11 protein-coding genes and 1 other RNA gene are annotated in these 16,607 nt (G+C 65.7%); 11 read left to right on the forward strand and 1 reads right to left on the reverse strand.

From position 1 onward, the window contains the following. The first annotated feature begins 300 nt into the window (after nt 1–300). The 7 genes from ffs to DOM54_RS19700 all read left to right on the forward strand — a co-directional run bounded on the left by ffs (nt 301) and on the right by DOM54_RS19700 (nt 5,930). An RNA gene (gene ffs / locus DOM54_RS19670) (signal recognition particle sRNA small type) lies at nt 301–397 on the forward strand. A gap of 218 nt (nt 398–615) precedes the next feature. Then, complete coding sequence (gene dnaX, locus DOM54_RS19675; RefSeq protein ID WP_110717956.1) at nt 616–2,937, forward strand: DNA polymerase III subunit gamma/tau; 2,322 nt, start codon at nt 616–618, stop codon at nt 2,935–2,937. Between the two features lie 50 nt (nt 2,938–2,987). Next, complete coding sequence (locus DOM54_RS19680; RefSeq protein WP_110717982.1) at nt 2,988–3,314, forward strand: YbaB/EbfC family nucleoid-associated protein; 327 nt, start codon at nt 2,988–2,990, stop codon at nt 3,312–3,314. Further along, nucleotides 3,314–3,919: a recombination mediator RecR gene (gene recR, locus DOM54_RS19685; RefSeq protein WP_110717957.1), complete on the forward strand. Its 606-nt coding sequence runs from the start codon at nt 3,314–3,316 to the stop codon at nt 3,917–3,919. Before DOM54_RS19680 ends, recR begins: the two co-directional genes overlap by 1 nt. 86 nt (nt 3,920–4,005) lie before the next feature. Then, nucleotides 4,006–5,127, forward strand: coding sequence for a ribonuclease D (gene rnd / locus DOM54_RS19690; RefSeq protein ID WP_110717958.1), 1,122 nt, complete (start codon nt 4,006–4,008; stop codon nt 5,125–5,127). Next, on the forward strand, nt 5,127–5,414 hold the full coding sequence (locus tag DOM54_RS19695) for a YcgL domain-containing protein (protein ID WP_110717959.1): 288 nt from the start codon (nt 5,127–5,129) through the stop codon (nt 5,412–5,414). Before rnd ends, DOM54_RS19695 begins: the two co-directional genes overlap by 1 nt. 60 nt (nt 5,415–5,474) lie before the next feature. Next, nucleotides 5,475–5,930: a YcgN family cysteine cluster protein gene (locus DOM54_RS19700; RefSeq protein ID WP_110717960.1), complete on the forward strand. Its 456-nt coding sequence runs from the start codon at nt 5,475–5,477 to the stop codon at nt 5,928–5,930. Nucleotides 5,931–5,976: 46 nt separating this feature from the next. On the opposite strand, the gene DOM54_RS19705 is transcribed toward DOM54_RS19700, so the two are convergent. Next, entirely contained in the window at nt 5,977–8,046 is a 2,070-nt protein-coding gene (locus DOM54_RS19705) for a S9 family peptidase (protein WP_110717961.1), read from the reverse strand. A gap of 228 nt (nt 8,047–8,274) precedes the next feature. Here DOM54_RS19705 and DOM54_RS19710 point away from each other — a divergent pair, with 228 nt between their 5' ends. The 4 genes from DOM54_RS19710 (at nt 8,275) to hrpA (ending at nt 16,603) form a co-directional block, all read left to right on the forward strand. Then, nucleotides 8,275–8,754, forward strand: coding sequence for a hypothetical protein (locus DOM54_RS19710; RefSeq protein WP_110717962.1), 480 nt, complete (start codon nt 8,275–8,277; stop codon nt 8,752–8,754). 90 nt (nt 8,755–8,844) lie between these two features. Next, nucleotides 8,845–10,641, forward strand: a complete 1,797-nt coding sequence (locus DOM54_RS19715) for a VWA domain-containing protein (protein ID WP_110717963.1) — start codon at nt 8,845–8,847, stop codon at nt 10,639–10,641. A 126-nt stretch (nt 10,642–10,767) separates the two neighbouring features. Further along, entirely contained in the window at nt 10,768–12,477 is a 1,710-nt protein-coding gene (locus tag DOM54_RS19720) for an AMP-binding protein (protein ID WP_110717964.1), read from the forward strand. A gap of 112 nt (nt 12,478–12,589) precedes the next feature. Then, the gene (gene hrpA / locus DOM54_RS19725; protein ID WP_240613982.1) at nt 12,590–16,603 is read left to right on the forward strand and encodes an ATP-dependent RNA helicase HrpA; all 4,014 of its coding nucleotides are present in this window, start codon (nt 12,590–12,592) and stop codon (nt 16,601–16,603) included. Nucleotides 16,604–16,607 lie beyond the last annotated feature (4 nt).

Genomic DNA, 16,607 nt, shown 5'->3' on the forward strand with positions numbered 1-16,607 from the left:
GCCGGATGCAGGCCGCCAAGGAGAAGGTCGGCTGACCGGTACGAGAGCCGCGATTCAAGCCCCGCCCGGAGATCCGGCGGGGCTTTTTCGTGGCCGGTCGTCTGCTGCCGGTTGGAGAAGAGTGGTCATTTCACGGCGGGCGGTAGAGCCAGGCCTTTTCAGCGTCGGTCGGTGCCTGCCGGTTGTCGCAAGGCGATGACGCTGTTATAGTGCCGCTCGCTCGGCAACGTCTTGATGAAACAGACTTTGTCGACCTTCGATTTCATCCATGTCGTGGATGTGTCGAGTTACGGTGGCCCTTACCGGTCCTCCCGCAACGCTAAACCGCAAACCCCGCCAGGCCCGGAAGGGAGCAACGGTAGTGGTGGCCGCGTGTGCCGGGATGTGGCTGGTCGGGGCCGCCTCCATTTTGGGCCCGACATCGATGGGCGTCGTCGATGTCACGGCGGTCCGAAAGTCGTTTCCTCCTGCCTCGTCACGCTTCTGCCGACCCTGCTAGAATGGTCCGATTATCGTCGGATATCGATGCTGGCATCGAGGTTTTCGGTCGCGCCCGCACCGTCTCTCAACGATCACGTCCAGCCGCGAACCTACCTGCGAGGAGTATCGCGCCGCATGAGTTATCAGGTTCTGGCCCGCAAATGGCGCCCGCGTACCTTTCACGAGCTGATCGGCCAGGAGCATGTCAGCCGTGCGCTGGTCAATGCGCTCGACCAGGGCCGGCTGCACCACGCTTATCTGTTTACCGGTACGCGAGGCGTCGGCAAGACGACACTGGCCCGGATTCTCGCCAAGTGTCTCAACTGCGAGCAGGGGGTGAGTTCGCAGCCTTGCGGCCAGTGCGAAACCTGTCGCGATATCGATAACGGTCGCTTCGTCGACCTGATCGAGGTCGATGCCGCCTCGCGGACCAAGGTGGAAGATACCCGCGAGCTACTGGACAACGTTCAGTACGCGCCGACCCAGGGGCGTTACAAGGTGTACCTCATCGACGAGGTGCACATGCTGTCGACGCATAGTTTCAACGCGCTGCTCAAGACGCTGGAAGAGCCGCCGCCGCACGTCAAGTTCCTGCTGGCGACGACGGATCCCCAGAAGCTGCCGGTGACGGTGCTGTCGCGCTGCCTGCAGTTCACGCTCAAGAACATGCCGCCGGAGCGGGTCGTCGAGCATCTGACCCGGGTGCTGGAGGCCGAACAGGTCGCTTTCGAGCCGCAGGCGCTGTGGCTGCTCGGCAAGGCTGCCGACGGCTCGATGCGCGACGCCATGAGCCTGACCGACCAGGCCATCGCGTTCGGGCAGGGCGAAGTGCGCCGTGAGGATGTGGCCGCCATGCTCGGCACGCTGGATCATGCGCATCTGATTGCCCTCGCCCAGGCCCTGGCGGACGTCGACGCCGAGCGACTGCTGGCCGAAGTGGCGGCACTGGCCGAGCAGGGGCCGGATTTTGCCGGTGTGCTCGACGAGTTGTCAGGGCTGATGCACCGTCTGGCCATCGCCCAGATGGTGCCCTCGGCCCTGGACAATGGCCATGGCGATCGCGAGGAACTGCTGTCACTGGCCGGCCGGTTCACCGCCGAGGACGTCCAGCTCTACTACCAGATCGCCCTGCAGGGGCGCGGCGACATCGACAACGCGCCGGACACGCGCTCGGCGGTCGAGATGACGCTGTTGCGGATGCTGGCCTTTCGTCCCCAGGGAGTGCCGACACCGCCGCAGACCGAACTGCCGCTGCGCGGGAATCCGCAGGGCGAGAATGATGGCGGTGGCGACGCCCGGCGCGAGGCGCGCGTTGGGGAGGCCGTTGCGGGAGGCGCGCGGGCCGAGGGTGCCGCGCAGGGCGAACCGATGGCCTCGGCGGCCAGCACTACGGCTTCGGGGCTGGTGGCTTCGGGATCGACGGCACCGGAACCGACGAGCGTAAATCCTGACGAGCCGGTTTCGCATGAACCGCCATCCGCGATCGATCAACGACCGGTCGAGCCGGTTGCTTCATCCCCGGCTGCCGTCGAGCCGCCAGCGGATGACCGTCCGCCCTGGTCGGTCGATGCCGAGGCGGCTGATGCGCCACAGCAGCCGGCGCCAGCGGCCGAGGGATCGACGTCATGGGAGCCGTGGGCGGCGGAATCGTCCTCACCCGCGGATTCCTCTACCCCTGGCGTGGACGCCGGCGATGTCGGCGGCAGCGGTTTCAGCGGCAATGATGGACCCGGCAGCGAGATCGATTTCGACAGCGACGCCGATCTGCAGGGTGACGCCTACGCCTGGGCGGAACAGTCGAGTGTCTCTCGCGGCGAGTCGCTGGCGGCGTTTCCCACTAGCCATGAGCCGGTGCCGGCGTCATCGGTCGACCCGAATGCGTCATCCGCGCCTCCGGCCGACATGCCTTCCGAGCTCGATGCCGCCGGGATCGAGTCGTCCGGGCCGACGTCGCCCGCGATCGCCGTCGAGACGCCGCCGGCAGCCGTCAGCGCTGGGGAGTCGTCAGCTCCGGCGGTCATCGACGAGTCGCCTGACCCCGCCGGGGCGGCCGCCGCGACGATACCGTTGACGCATGACCTCTGGCTCGAGCGCTTCGATCGGCTCGACATCGGTGGTCTTACCCGCAACCTCGCGGCGCACTGCGTCATCGACAGCGACGACGGTCACGTGCTTCACGTCACGCTGGACCCCGGACAGTCTGCGATGCTGTCGGAGCTGCATGTCGATCGCATTACCAAGGCGCTGGCGGGTATCGGTTACGCGCGCCGTCTCGAGGTCAACGTCGCCGAACTGGACGGTTCGCGCGAAACGGCCAAGGCCAGACGCGACCGCGAGGCTCGCGAGCGTCATGCCCGCGCCGTTGAAGCGTTGCGGGTCGACCCACATATTCAGGAACTGGAGGCGCAATTCGGCGCCCGCCTGATCGAAGAGAGCGTCACCGCCGACCGCGTGTGACGCTCGCCAACGACCCCAGTCTCGACAATCGCATCTCGAAGGAGTTCGTCATGTTCAAGGGTGGCATGGGTGGCCTGATGAAACAGGCCCAGGAAATGCAGGAAAAGATGCAGCAGGTGCAGGAAGAGATCGCCCAGATGGAAGTCTCGGGCGAAGCTGGCGCCGGTATGATCAAGGTCACCATGAATGGCCGTCATGACGTCAGCCGGGTCGAGATCGATCCGTCCCTGATGCAGGAAGACAAGGAACTGCTGGAAGATCTGCTGGCCGCCGCCGTCAACGACGCGTCGCGCAAGGTAGAGACCCAGTCCAAGGCGAGGATGGAAGAGGTCTCTTCCGGACTCAACCTGCCTCCCGGGATGAAGATGCCGTTCTGATGAGTTTCTCACCGCTGGTCGAGCAACTGCTGGAGAGCCTGCGCGTGCTGCCGGGCGTGGGGCCCAAGACGGCGCAGCGGATGGCGTTGCATCTGCTGGAGCGGGAGCGCGATGGTGGGCGTCGGCTGGCTCAGTCGTTGACCGAAGCGATCGAGCGGGTTGGCTACTGCGAGCGGTGTCGAACCCTGACCGAGGAGACCCTGTGCGGTGTCTGCCAGGATCCGCGTCGCGACTCGGCGCTGCTGTGCGTGGTCGAGTCGCCGGCGGACATGCTGGCGATCGAGCAGGCCGGTGGCTACCGAGGCCAGTACTTCGTCCTGCATGGTCACCTCTCGCCACTCGACGGCATCGGGCCCGACGATATCGGTCTCGACCAGTTGGAAGCACGACTCGCCCAGGAGACCGTCAGCGAGATCATCCTGGCGACCAATCCCACCGTGGAAGGCGAGGCGACCGCCCATTACATCGCGGAGCACCTGGTCGGGCGAGAAGCGAGGCTCTCGCGACTGGCCTATGGTGTGCCCATGGGTGGCGAGCTGGAGTATGTCGATGGCGGCACGCTCAGCCGGGCATTTCAAGGGCGCCAGCCGTTCTCTTCCGAGTGAAGCCTGGTCGCGGCAGGAATTGCTGCCGCGACCAGGCTCTCTTCTTTCGTATCGCAGGGCCACGTCCGTGGCCGCAAGGAATCTGAATGAGCGTTGACTATTCGCTATGTTGGGTCGACACCCCGGAAGGGTTGCAGGCCGCTTACGAGGCGCTGGCCGAGGCGGATGTCGTGGCGCTGGATACCGAGTTCTTCCGGGAGACCACCTTCTTCCCCGTGCCGGCGTTGATTCAACTGACGGCTGGAGAAACGGTGTACCTGATCGACCCGCAGGCAGTGGCGCCCAGCGAGGCATTCCAGCGCCTGCTGGACGGAGGGCCGTTGAAGCTGATCCACGCCTGTGGCGAGGACCTGGACGTGTTGGCGCTGTGGGCCGGCGTGACGGTGGCGCCGCTGGTCGACACCCAGATCGCCGAGTCTTTCCTCGGCAGCGATCCGGCAATCGGTTACCGGCGGCTGGTCGCCCGACGCTGCGACGTCGACCTGCCCAAGGAGGAGACTCGCTCGAACTGGCTGGAGCGTCCGCTGACGCCGGCTCAGCTCGAATATGCGGCGCTGGACGTGGTGTTCCTTCCCGCCATCTGGGAAGGTCAGTCTCGTGAGCTGGTCGAGTCGGGGCGGGCAGAATGGCTAGAGGAAGAGTGCGCGGCGTTGAGCCGCGGGCACGAGGCGGGCGCCGATCAATGGTATGCCCGGCACCGTCAGTTGTGGCGGCTGAAGCCGCGCCAGATCGAGGCCTACCGCGAACTCACTGCATGGCGGGAAGTGGAAATACGGCGTCGCGACGTCCCGCGCGGCTGGCTGGTCAAGGACGCCGTGCTGTTCGCGGTCGCCGAGGCCATGCCTCAGAATCGCTACGAGTTGGCGGCCGTCGAAGGTGTCACCCCCAGCCTGGTCAAGCGCGAAGGCGACACCTTGCTGGCACTGGTCAAGGCCGCGCAGCACCAGGATGAATCGGCGCTCTGCGAACCGCTGCCGGTGCCGACCTCGCCCCCGTTCAAGCGCCGCCTCAAGGCGCTGAAGCAGGTCGTCCAGGCCCATGCCGAGGCGCTTGGCATCGCCCCGGAGCGACTCGCCAACCGGGCGGAGATGGAGGCGATCGTCAACGCCCATCTCAAGGGGGATATGCTGCCATTGCCGACCGGATGGCGCGGACGTGAGCTTTCGGCCGACTGGGAACGGGCGCTGGCTGAACAGGAGGCGGCGTGATGGATGCCTCCCGGCTGATTTGCGAGGTGGTCAAGAGTTCGCGGCGAGACGAGATGTATCTCTATCTCGACAAGGCCCAGGGCATGGCGCCGGTGCCGCAGGCACTACGTGAACGGTTCGGGCCGCCCATCGCGGTGATGACGCTGCTGCTGAGGGCCGAGCGGCCATTGGCGCGCGTCGACGTGGTCAAGGTCATGGCGGCGATCCGCGACCAGGGCTTCTATCTGCAGATGCCGCCGGCCAAGGATCCGGAGATGCTGGATCTGTTCACGCCGCGGGGAGAGTGATGGGGCGTGCCATATTCCCGCGGCGAGGGTGCGGCGAGGATTACCGGGGCGGAGGTCGATATGCGTGATCGATTCTGGGAGCGCTTTTCCCTCGAGGAACTGACCCAGCAAGAGTGGGAGGCGCTCTGCGACGGGTGTGGCAAGTGCTGTCTGGTCAAGATGGAAGATGCCGACACCGGAGATGTCGCGACGCTGAACGTGGCGTGCCGCCTGCTGGACATCGGCAGTTGCCGTTGCAGCGACTACGAGAACCGTTTCGAGAAAGTGCCCGAGTGCACCCAGTTGAGCCTGCAGAACCTCGACGAGTTCCACTGGTTGCCTCACAGCTGCGCCTATCGTCGTCTCTCCGAAGGGCGCAAGCTGGCCAGTTGGCATCCGCTACGAAGCGGTGACGATCGTCGCATGCACGAGCGCCGGATGAGCGTGCGCCATTTTGCGGTCAGTGAAACCGATGTCGACGAGGCCGACTACGAGGCCCACATCATCGATATCATCCCGCTCGACGACCAGCGCTGAACGCGAGCGGGTATATCTCCCATCGACCGATGCGCCGCCCGCAGCGCTATTTTTCGGCAAGTCCCAGTGACCACAGAATGAAGGCGTCCTGACGGGCATTGTCCCGCCAGGCCTTGAATCGGCCCGATGCCCCGCCATGTCCGGCCGCCATGTCGGTGCGCAACAGTACCGGCCCCCGGGCACTGCCCAATTCGGTCACGCGCGCGTAGAGCTTGGCCGGTTCCCAGTAAGGTACCCGCGAATCGTGCCAGCTCCCCTGCAGCAGCATGCTGGGGTAGGGCTGGGCGGTCAGGTTGTCGAGCGGCGAATAATCGCGGATGCGTCGGCGTGCGGCGGGCTCATCCGGATTGCCCCACTCGGTATACTCCGCCGTAGTGAGAGGGAGGTCGGGATTCTCCATCGTCCGCAGCACGTCGACGAAGGGGACGTCGAGCACGGCGGCGCAGAAGGCTTCCGGCTCCATGTTGAGGCTGGCCCCCACCAGCAGGCCGCCGGCGCTGGCGCCGTAGGCCGCTACCCGGTTCGGGTCCGACAGGCCTTCGGCGACCAGGGCATGACGCGCTGCCAGGAAGTCCCTGAAGCTGTTCTCCTTGTGCTCGAGCTTGCCCGCCAGGTACCAGGGCTCGCCGCGATCGCCGCCGCCGCGTACGTGGGCGACCGCGAACGCGACGCCCCGGGAGAGTAGTTCCAGGCGCGCGATCGAGAACCAGGGGTCGAGGACCTCGCCATAGGCGCCATAGCCATAGAGCAGTGTCGGCATCGGCGCCTTGCCCAGGTCGTCGGCTCTGGCCACCACCGAAACGGGAATGCGCTCTCCATCGTGGCCCTCTGCCCATAGCCTTTGGCAGATCAGGTCCTGGGGCTGAAGATCACCATATAGCGGCTGCGTCTTGAGAACGCGCTGCTCGCCGCTGTCCAGGTCATGTTCGATCCATCGTACCGGCAGGGTGAACGACTCCTCGCGCAGGTGAAGCTTGCGGGTATGGAAGTCGGGTGTGTCGCCAAGCGCGAGGCTGCAGGGGGCCTCGGGCAGCGGGAGCCGCGAGCCCGGCGGCGCCTCCTGCCGCCGGGCGTCCTCCTCCGATGGCCCGTCGTCCGGGAGTTCGACGACGCGCAGGTACACCTGGGCTTCGTGGTGGTCACGCTCGGTGATCACCAGGCCCCAAGCGAAGGCGTCGATGCCCTCCAGAGTGACGTCTTCGCGATGCGGTATCAGGGGGGTCCAGCTCGACGGCCGAGACGTCGGGGCGGTGTCCAGGCGGAAGTGAGAGGCATCGCGATTGTGGAGCACGTAGAAGGTGTCGTCGCGGTGATCCAGGCCGTATTCGACCCCCGCCTCCCGCGGGCGCACGCACCGGGGCGGAGTGCCGGGCGCGTCAGCCGGTATCAGGTGGCATTCGGCGGTGTCCTTGGAGGCCGTCTCCAGGATCAGCCATCGGCGAGAGCGCGTCTTGCCCAGGCCCACCCAGAATTCGACATCGGTCTCCTCGAAGATCTTCTGGCAGTGGTCGTCGCCAGGCCGTAGCAGCCATACGCTGGCGGGGCGCTGCGTGGCATCGTAGCGAGTGAACAGCAGCGTGCGGTTGTCCTCCGCCCATACGAGGTCCGGGCCAATGCGACGACGCAGGCGGGCCGGCTCACCATCCGGTAGCCGTTTCAGATAGAGGTCGAAGTATTCGTTGCCGCTGACATCCTCTGTCCAGGCAAGCCACTGTTCGTCCGACGAGATCGCCATGTCGCCCAGCTCGAGGAAGTCGTGGGCCTTCGAGCGCGACTCGATGTCCAGCAGCAATTCCGGCTCGGCCTCTTCGGCTATCGGCTGTCGCCACCATCGCGGATAGTCCGCGTCGCCGGCCGTTTCGCTCCAGTAGCGGAAACGCTCCAGCGCCATGGGCAGTCCGACCACCCTGAGTTCCCGCCGCGCTAGGTGGCCTTCGTAGAGAGCGTCCTCCAGCGCCGCGAGGGGGGAGAAGAATGCATCGCTCTCGCGATTGGCGGCGCGCAGGAATGCCTTGACCTGAGGGTCGTCGCGTGACTCCAGCCAGTGCCAGTCGGGGTCATCGTCACGGCGAAAGTGAACGGCGGGGAGCGCTTGGGTCGTCTGCGAGCGGGACATGGGGCTTTGCGGGATCCTTGCGGGCTAAGGCTGTCGGTGAAACGGGCGTCATCTGCCCGAGGCTTGCGCTGGAGGCGGTGTGCCGGGCCCGACTTGCGAATCTCCGCAGGCGTGGCCGGGGCGCGCCGGCATGACGTCGAATCACGCATCCGATGGCGCAGGTGCGGCTGTGCTTTGACTGGTTGGAGTGTACCATGTGGCAAATCGTATGAATCGAGAGTCATTACCATGCTGTTTTCCGATTCGCTGCCGCAGCTCTGGCTGAGTTACGGGGTACTTTCTCTGATCGTTCTGGTGACCGGTTATCTGGCGGTGCGCTGGATACCGCTGCTACCGCGTCTGATTCTGGTCGGTGTCGTCGCTGGTGGGTTATGGATGGTAGCGCCGTTCTCGTTGCCGCTGCTGCAGCCGGGGGAAACCTACTCCGGCCTTGCCCCGGCCATCGTGGTGATGGCTGTCGGGGTCATCCAGCATGATGGCGGTCAGGTTGCCGGCGCGATGCCACTGCTGCTGGTCGGCGCTGTGATCGGTGCCGCCCTGGGACTGGGTGCCTGGCGTCTGCTGCGTCGCCGCCATGACAATGCCGATGGCGGGTCTGGCCAGGGCCGGAAGACAGGGCGGCCGACAGGTTCCGCGGCACGGGCGTCCGGCAAGCGTGGCGACGCTCATGGCAAGCCGGATGGCCGCCGCGAGCCGGTGGTCAACTGATCCTCTGGGCCCAAGGGCTGTCCACCGATATTGCTGGACGAGGATGTCGTCATCTCGTTCTCGGCATGTGTTTCGACAAGGAAGCGAGAGATGCGTGCGTTGTTATTGATGGTGATGCTGGCAACGGGGCTTGCCCCGACCTGGGCGCTGGCGCAGTCCGCGCCGGACGTGCGTATCGTCGTCGATGTTTCAGGCAGCATGAAGCAGAACGACCCGCAGAACCTGCGGGCCAACGCCCTGGGATTCGCCGCGACACTGCTGCCGCCCAGCGCCCGGGGATCGATCTGGACCTTCGGTACCACGGTCTCCAATCCTCTCCCGAGTGGGACGGTGGCGGACGCCTGGCGTGGACGCGTGGCCAGCCTCTCGCCGCAGTTGACCGACTATCAGCAGTTCACGGATATCGAGCGGGCGCTTCGCCAGGCGGCCGATGCGGCGCCTGACAGCGCCAACCGGCATCTGATCCTGCTGACCGATGGCATGGTCGACCTGCCCGCCTCCGGCAGCGACAAGGCGCAGCGCGACAGTGCCTCGCGGCAACGCATCATCAGCGAATTGGCGCCGGAGCTTGCCGGGCGTGGCGTCGTCGTCCACGCCATCGCGCTGTCCAACAATGTCGATCTGCCGCTGCTCGAGCAGGTCGCGCAGACCACGGGCGGGCTGGCGGCGGTCGCCGATACGCCGGAAGAGTTGCTGCGTGCTTTCCTGGACGTCCTCGACCGTATCCTGCCGGGGGACCAGATTCCCATCGACGGGCAGCAGCGGTTCAGCGTCGACGACGATATCGACGAATTCAACGCGCTGCTGTTCCACGACCCGGGCGTCGACTCGCCGGTGCTGGTGGGACCCGATGGTCAGCGCTACTCGCGCGGCGATCATCCGGGTGTCGTGGAGTGGCAAAGCAGCGATCGCTACGATCTCGTTACCGTGCCCGACCCGGCCGCCGGTGAGTGGCGAATCGAGGGCGACATCGGTGACGATAGCCGCATCGGCATTCATGCCGACACCGTACTGCGCAGTACACCGCTTCCGGCCACGCTCTATCGCGGCTTTTCCACGCCGCTGGACGTGTGGCTGGCGTCGGACGGGGAGACGCTGGGCGCGGACAGGCGGCCCGACGGGCTCACCGTCCGGGCGGAACTGAAGGACCTGGACGGGGCCGTCCTCGCCGCCACGCCGCTGGATCCGTCCGACGATCACTTCCGCGGCGAACTGCCGGGGGTCGACCAACTGGGCAATGCCCGGCTGACGATCACCGCGCGCAGCGATCGGATGATTCGCCAGCAGGTCCAAACGGTCAACGTGGTGGCCGCACTGAGTGCCGTGCTGAGCGAGGACGGCTCGCAGATCGTCGTGCGTGCCAACCATCCCGATCTGGACGTCAACAATACCCAACTCAGCGCAAGCCTCACCGGCAGGTCGCTCAACGTGCGCCAGACCGGGGAACGGGAGTGGACGATTGCGGTGCCGCAGACCGATCCAGGCCAGTCGCTGCCGGTCACCATCGCCGCCGACGCCCGTGTCGGAGGACGCACGTTGCACTTCGAGCTGCCGGTCGTGCGGCTCAACCCCGAGGCCTCCGTCGGATTGAGCGGCGCGGATCTCCAGCGGGGCATCACCAGCGACTCCCGTCAGCAGGACAACAGCCTGGGTTCTGACGATGGCGATGATTTCACCGACGGGTTGACCGCTTCGCAGATGGCCGATATCGCCGTCGACAAGGCGCAGCAGGGCTGGCGATTCGCCAAGCCGTACGTGGAGACCTACGGGCAGCGGCCGGTGACCTGGATCATCATTGCCGTCATCGTGTTGGCATGGATACTGCTGCGCTGGCGGAATGCCGTCAGGCGGCGCCGACTGGGCCGGCGCGAGGAGCCGTCGATCTAGCCTTCGACGGCGGCCTCGCCGCTGCCTTGTGACGGCCGGGTCGAGCGTCTTACAACCTTGGTGGCAGCGCCTCGCTGGTCGGATCCTGTTATAAGAGCGATAACCGTCACGAATCAAGGAGATCCTATGAGCGACAGCGTCAGCCCGTGCATCGAAACGGGAGCGCCGCTGGAGGGCATGGAGGCGTTCGAGTCGATCAACGACATCATCGCCGAGGCGTGCAATCGATTCGCCGACAAGCCTGCCTTCAGTTGCCTGGGTCACACCTTGAGTTATCGGGATGTGGATCGGCTTTCCGGCGACTTCGCTGCCTGGCTCCAGCAGGAAACCGACCTGGAGCCCGGCGATCGCATCGCCATACAGCTGCCCAATGTGCTGCAGTTCCCGGTTGCCGTATTCGGCGCGCTGCGTGCCGGGCTGGTCGTGGTCAATACCAACCCGCTCTATACCGAGCGTGAGATGCGTCACCAGTTTCGCGATGCCGGCGTCAAGGCGGTGGTGGTGCTGGCGAACATGGCCCACAAGCTGGAAAAGGTGCTCGAGCAGACCGGCATCCGCCACGTCTACGTGACCGAAATGGCAGATCTGCATCCCTGGCCCAAGCGGATGCTGATCAACCGGGTGGTGCGACACGTCAAGAAGCTGGTGCCATCGTACTCCCTGCCGGACGCGGTCGGTTTTCGACAGGCGCTCGCCGTCGGTCATCGGCATGAGGCCAAGGTGGTTGCCAGCCGCAACGACGACGTGGCCGCCCTTCAGTACACCGGTGGCACCACCGGCGTCGCCAAGGGCGCCATGCTGACCCATCGCAACCTGATCGCCAACATGCTGCAGACCAAACAGGTGGTCGGCAGGGCACTGGTGGAGGGGGAAGAGACGATCATCGCGCCGCTGCCGTGCTATCACATCTACACCTTCACGGTGAACTGCCTGTTCGCGATGGTCACCGGCCAGCACAACATCCTGATACCCAACCCCCGCGATATCGCCGGCTTCGTCAAGACGCTGTCGAAAACGCCGTTCACGGTCTTCGTGGGGCTCAATACCCTGTTCAATGCGCTGTGCCAGCGCGACGACTTCAAGGCGCTCGACTTCTCCCGACTCAAGATGACGATCTCCGGTGGCATGGCGCTGACCCAGACCGTGGCCGACCGCTGGAAGCAGACCACCGGGCTCGGCATCGTCGAAGGCTATGGCCTGACCGAGACGTCGCCGATCGCGCTGGTCAACCCCCCCGATGCACCTCAGATCGGCACCATCGGCAAGCCGGTTCCCGGAACCTCGATCCAGGTCGTCGACGACGACGGCCGCGCCCTGCCGCGTGGTGAGCGTGGCGAGCTCTGCGTCAAGGGACCGCAAGTCATGAAAGGGTACTGGAACCGTCCCGAAGATACCGCCAAGACGCTGGACACCGAGGGCTGGCTGCGTACCGGCGACATGGCGATGATTCTCGACGACGGCTACGTCAAGATCGTCGATCGCAAGAAGGACATGATTCTGGTCTCCGGATTCAACGTCTATCCCAACGAGATAGAGGAGGTGGTGGCGGGGCATCCCGATGTCGTCGAGGCCGCCGCCGTGGGGGTGCCCGACGAGGAGACCGGGGAAGCCGTCAAGCTGTTCGTGGTCGCACGCAACGAGGGGCTCGATCCGCAGGCGCTGCGGCAATGGTGCAAGCAGGAACTGACCGGTTACAAGGTGCCCAAGTTCGTCGAGCTGCGAGACGAACTGCCCAAGAGTAACGTCGGCAAGGTCCTGCGACGGGAGCTGCGTGACGAGGCGACCGGGAGCGGGGCCGATGACGCCACCAAGGCGGGCGATACGCCCTCGGCGTGACATCGGCTCCCGCGGGACGTGAGTTGGTCCGCTGACGGCGCTACAATGACGGGTTCGTCACCACGCTTGGTGGCGGCCCGTTCTCGCCGATGTAGAGGATCTCTTGAGCGCTATCGCTTCCCCCTCGCTGCAAGCCCTGAATGACCTGGAAACTCGCCTGGACGGTTGTTTGCTGCGCGATGCCCACGAGCAGCGCCGGCGGCTCCAGCGCCTGGCGCATCGTGCCCGCGACGGCAAGCCTATCGACCGGTCGCTGAAGGAGGTCGAAATGCGGCTGGCGGCATCCAGTGAGCTGCTGGCGCGTCGCCGGCGCCAGCCGGTAACGCTGGATTACCCCGCTGCGTTGCCGGTCGCCGCCAAGCGCGAAACCATTCTCGAGGCCTTGCGCGAGCATCAGGTGGTGGTGGTCGCCGGCGAGACCGGTTCCGGCAAGACCACGCAGCTACCCAAGCTCTGTCTGGAGCTGGGCCTGGGACGGCGCGGCATGATCGGCCACACCCAGCCGCGCCGCCTGGCAGCACGCTCGGTGGCGGCACGCCTGGCTGAAGAGCTGCAAGTGCCACTGGGCGAGCAGGTCGGCTATCAGGTTCGCTTCACCGACCAGAGTAGCGACGACACTCTGGTCAAGCTGATGACCGACGGTATCCTGCTGGCCGAGACGCAGCACGATCCTGACCTGATGCGCTACGAGGCGATCATCATCGATGAAGCGCACGAGCGCAGCCTCAACATCGATTTCCTGCTCGGCTACCTCAAGCGTCTGACCGCCCGACGACCCGACCTCAAGGTGATCATCACCTCGGCGACCATCGACGTCGAGCGGCTCTCCCGGCATTTTGCCGTCGAGCGCAACGGCGAGGTGCAGCCCGCCCCCGTGGTCGAGGTCTCCGGGCGCGCCTATCCGGTCGAGGTGAATTATCGGCCACTGGTCCGGGAGTCGCGGGACGAGGAGGACCTGACCCTCCAGGAGGGCATTCTGGCGGCGGTCGACGAGGTCGAGCGAATCGAGCGCGAAAAACGCTGGTACAGCGGCCCGCGAGATATCCTGATCTTCCTGCCGGGCGAGCGCGATATTCGCGAGACGGCAGACGCGCTGCGACGTGCCGAGCTCAAGAGTACCGAGATCCTGCCGCTCTACGCGCGGCTCTCCAATGCCGAGCAGAACCGGGTGTTCCAGCCCCATGCCGGCCGGCGCATCGTGCTCTCCACTAACGTGGCCGAAACCTCGTTGACCGTCCCCGGGATACGCTACGTGATCGATCCCGGCCTGGTCCGCATGAGCCGCTACAGTGCGCGCGCCAAGGTCCAGCGTCTGCCGATCGAACCGGTGAGCCAGGCCAGCGCCGATCAGCGCAAGGGGCGTTGCGGGCGCGTGGCTGAAGGTGTCTGCATCCGACTCTACAGCGAAGAAGATTTTCTCTCTCGCCCCGAATTCACCGAACCCGAAATCCAGCGCACCAACCTGGCCTCGGTCATTCTGTCGATGCTGTCGCTCAAGCTGGGTGACGTGTTCGACTTCCCGTTCGTCGATGCGCCGGATGCCCGCTTCGTCAAGGACGGCTACCGATTGCTGTTCGAGTTGGGAGCCGTCGATGACGGCGAGCGCATCACCGCCATCGGCCGGCAGCTGTCCCGGTTGCCGATCGATCCACGCCTGGCCCGCATGGTGCTGGCGGGCGAGCGCTTCCAGTGTCTGCGCGAGGTACTGATCGTGGTCAGCGCGCTGGCGACGCAGGACCCCCGCGAGCGGCCGGCGGAGAAGCGTCAAGCCGCCGATCAGCGTCACAAGCAGTGGGAGGACCCCAACTCCGACTTCGTCGCCTGGCTCAATCTGTGGCACGGCTTCGATGCCATGCGCGAAACGCTGTCGAGCAATCAACTGCGGCGCTGGTGTCGCGACCAATATCTGAACTACCTGCGCCTGCGCGAATGGCACGACACCTATCGCCAACTGCGCCAGTTGACCCGCGAGATGAAACTCGAGCCGTCGAGTGCCATGCAGCCCGATACCGAGGAACCAGGTGCGGTGGCGGGAGCGGAACAACAGCCGGCGGAGAAACCTCGGGTCGATACCCAGCGCCTGCATCAGGCGCTGTTGTCCGGTCTGCTCTCCAATCTGGGGCAACTGCAGCCGGAAAGCCGGGAATTTCTCGGTGCCCGGAACCGGCGCTTCCTGATCCATCCGGCGTCGGGCCTGTCGCGCAAGCCGCCCAAATGGGTGATGGCTGGCGAGATGGTGGAGACCAGTCGTCTGTTCGCGCGTGATGCGGCGAGGATCAAGCCTGAGTGGATCGAGCCGCAGGCCGCGCACCTGATCAAGCGCAGCTACAGCGAACCCCACTGGGAGCGCAAGCGGGCCCAGGTGGTGGCGCTGGAGCAGGTAACGCTATTCGGCCTGCCGATCGTCACCGGCCGCCGCGTGGATTACGCCAAAGTGGCGCCGGCGGAAGCTCGGGAGATCTTTCTGCGCCGGGCGCTGGTGGAGGGCGACTACCAGACCCGGGCGTCGTTCTTCGAACACAACCGCGCGATGATGGCGGAAGTGGAGGATCTCGAGGATCGGGCACGCAAGCGTGACATCCTCATCGACGAGGAGACGCTGTTCGCCTTCTACGACGAGCGGGTCCCGGCGGACGTCGCCGGTGGACGCAGCTTCGAGAACTGGCGCAAGCAGGCCGAGCGCGATACGCCGGATCTGCTCAAGCTCGATAAAGCGGCACTGATGGCGCGCGACGCCGACGATGTCAGCGTCGAGCAGTACCCCGACGAGCTGGTGTTCAACGGCGTGCGCTACCCGCTGAGCTATCACTTCTCGCCGGGGGCGGGCGACGATGGCGTCACCCTGACCGTGCCGGCGGTGATGTTGGCGCAACTTCCGCAAGGGCGGTTGAGCTGGCTGGTGCCCGGGCTGCTGCGCGAGAAATGCATTGCGCTGCTCAAGGCGCTGCCCAAGGCGCTGCGTCGGCAGGTGGTGCCGATTCCCGACTGGGTCGACGCCGCCCTGGCGTCGCTGACGCCAGACGAGCGTCCGATCGAGGAGGCGCTGGGCGAGTTTCTGCGGATCAAGACCGGGACCCGGCTTGACCCGTCGGCGTGGCGTCACGACCAGCTCGATCCGCATCTGGTGATGAACCTGCGAGTGGTGGATCACAACGGCGAGGTGCTGGGCGAAGGACGTGACCTGCGCCAACTGCAGACGCGGTTTGGCGAGGCTGCCGCGGCGGGTGCCAAGGCGCTGGCCCAGACGCCGAAGGAGGACGCCGAACGTTTCGACGACCTGCCAGGGACGCCGCTGCCCGGTTCGCGCACGACCCGCCAGGCCGGGATTCAGGTCGAGGTCTATCCGGCGGTAGTGGTGGAAGGCGATGAACTACGGGTGGCCTGGTTCGACCACGCCGCGCGTGCCGAAACTGCCCATCGCGACGGTATCGTCAATCTGGCTCGGCGCAGGTTGCCCGACATCGTGCGCTATATTCAGCGCGAACTGCCTGCGCTCAAGCAGTCCGCGCTGCTGTTTGCCAAGGTCGGCAGTCATGAGCAGCTTGCCCGTGATGTGATCGATGCCTGTCTGGCCCAGACCGTGGCGGTCGATCCATTGCCGAGATCGCGGGAGGCGCTCGATGCTCGCCTCGAACAGTGGCGCGGCGATCTGGTCGGCTACGCCGAGGCGCTGTTGGTCGACCTGCACAAGGCGCTGCAAGGCCATCTGGCAGTGACCAAGGCACTCAAGGGCAACGTCACGCTGGCGTTGGCGCTGACCTACAGTGACCTCAAGGCGCAGATGCAGCGCCTCGTCTACCCCGGCTTTGTGCGCGACGCCGGCCCCTGGCTGAAACATTATCCGCGCTACCTGCAGGCGGCCGAGATCCGGCTCGAGAAGGCGCCCCGCGACCTGCGGCGGGATCAGCTCTCGATGCAGCAGGTGCAGGCCTGGGAGGAGAGAGTCGACACTCGGCGCCAGCAGACCCATCGCGATGGCATCGTCGATGCCGACCTCGTCGAGTTCGGCTGGTGGCTGCAGGAGTGGCGAGTCTCTCTGTTCGCTCAGCAGTTGGGCACGCTCGAGAGCGTGTCGGAGAAGCGTCTGGCGCGACGCTGGCGGGAGATAACCGGGCAAACCATGTGATCGG

Origin of the sequence: Salinicola acroporae (assembly GCF_003206615.1) — a bacterium.
Taxonomy (GTDB): Bacteria; Pseudomonadota; Gammaproteobacteria; order Pseudomonadales; family Halomonadaceae; genus Salinicola; species Salinicola acroporae.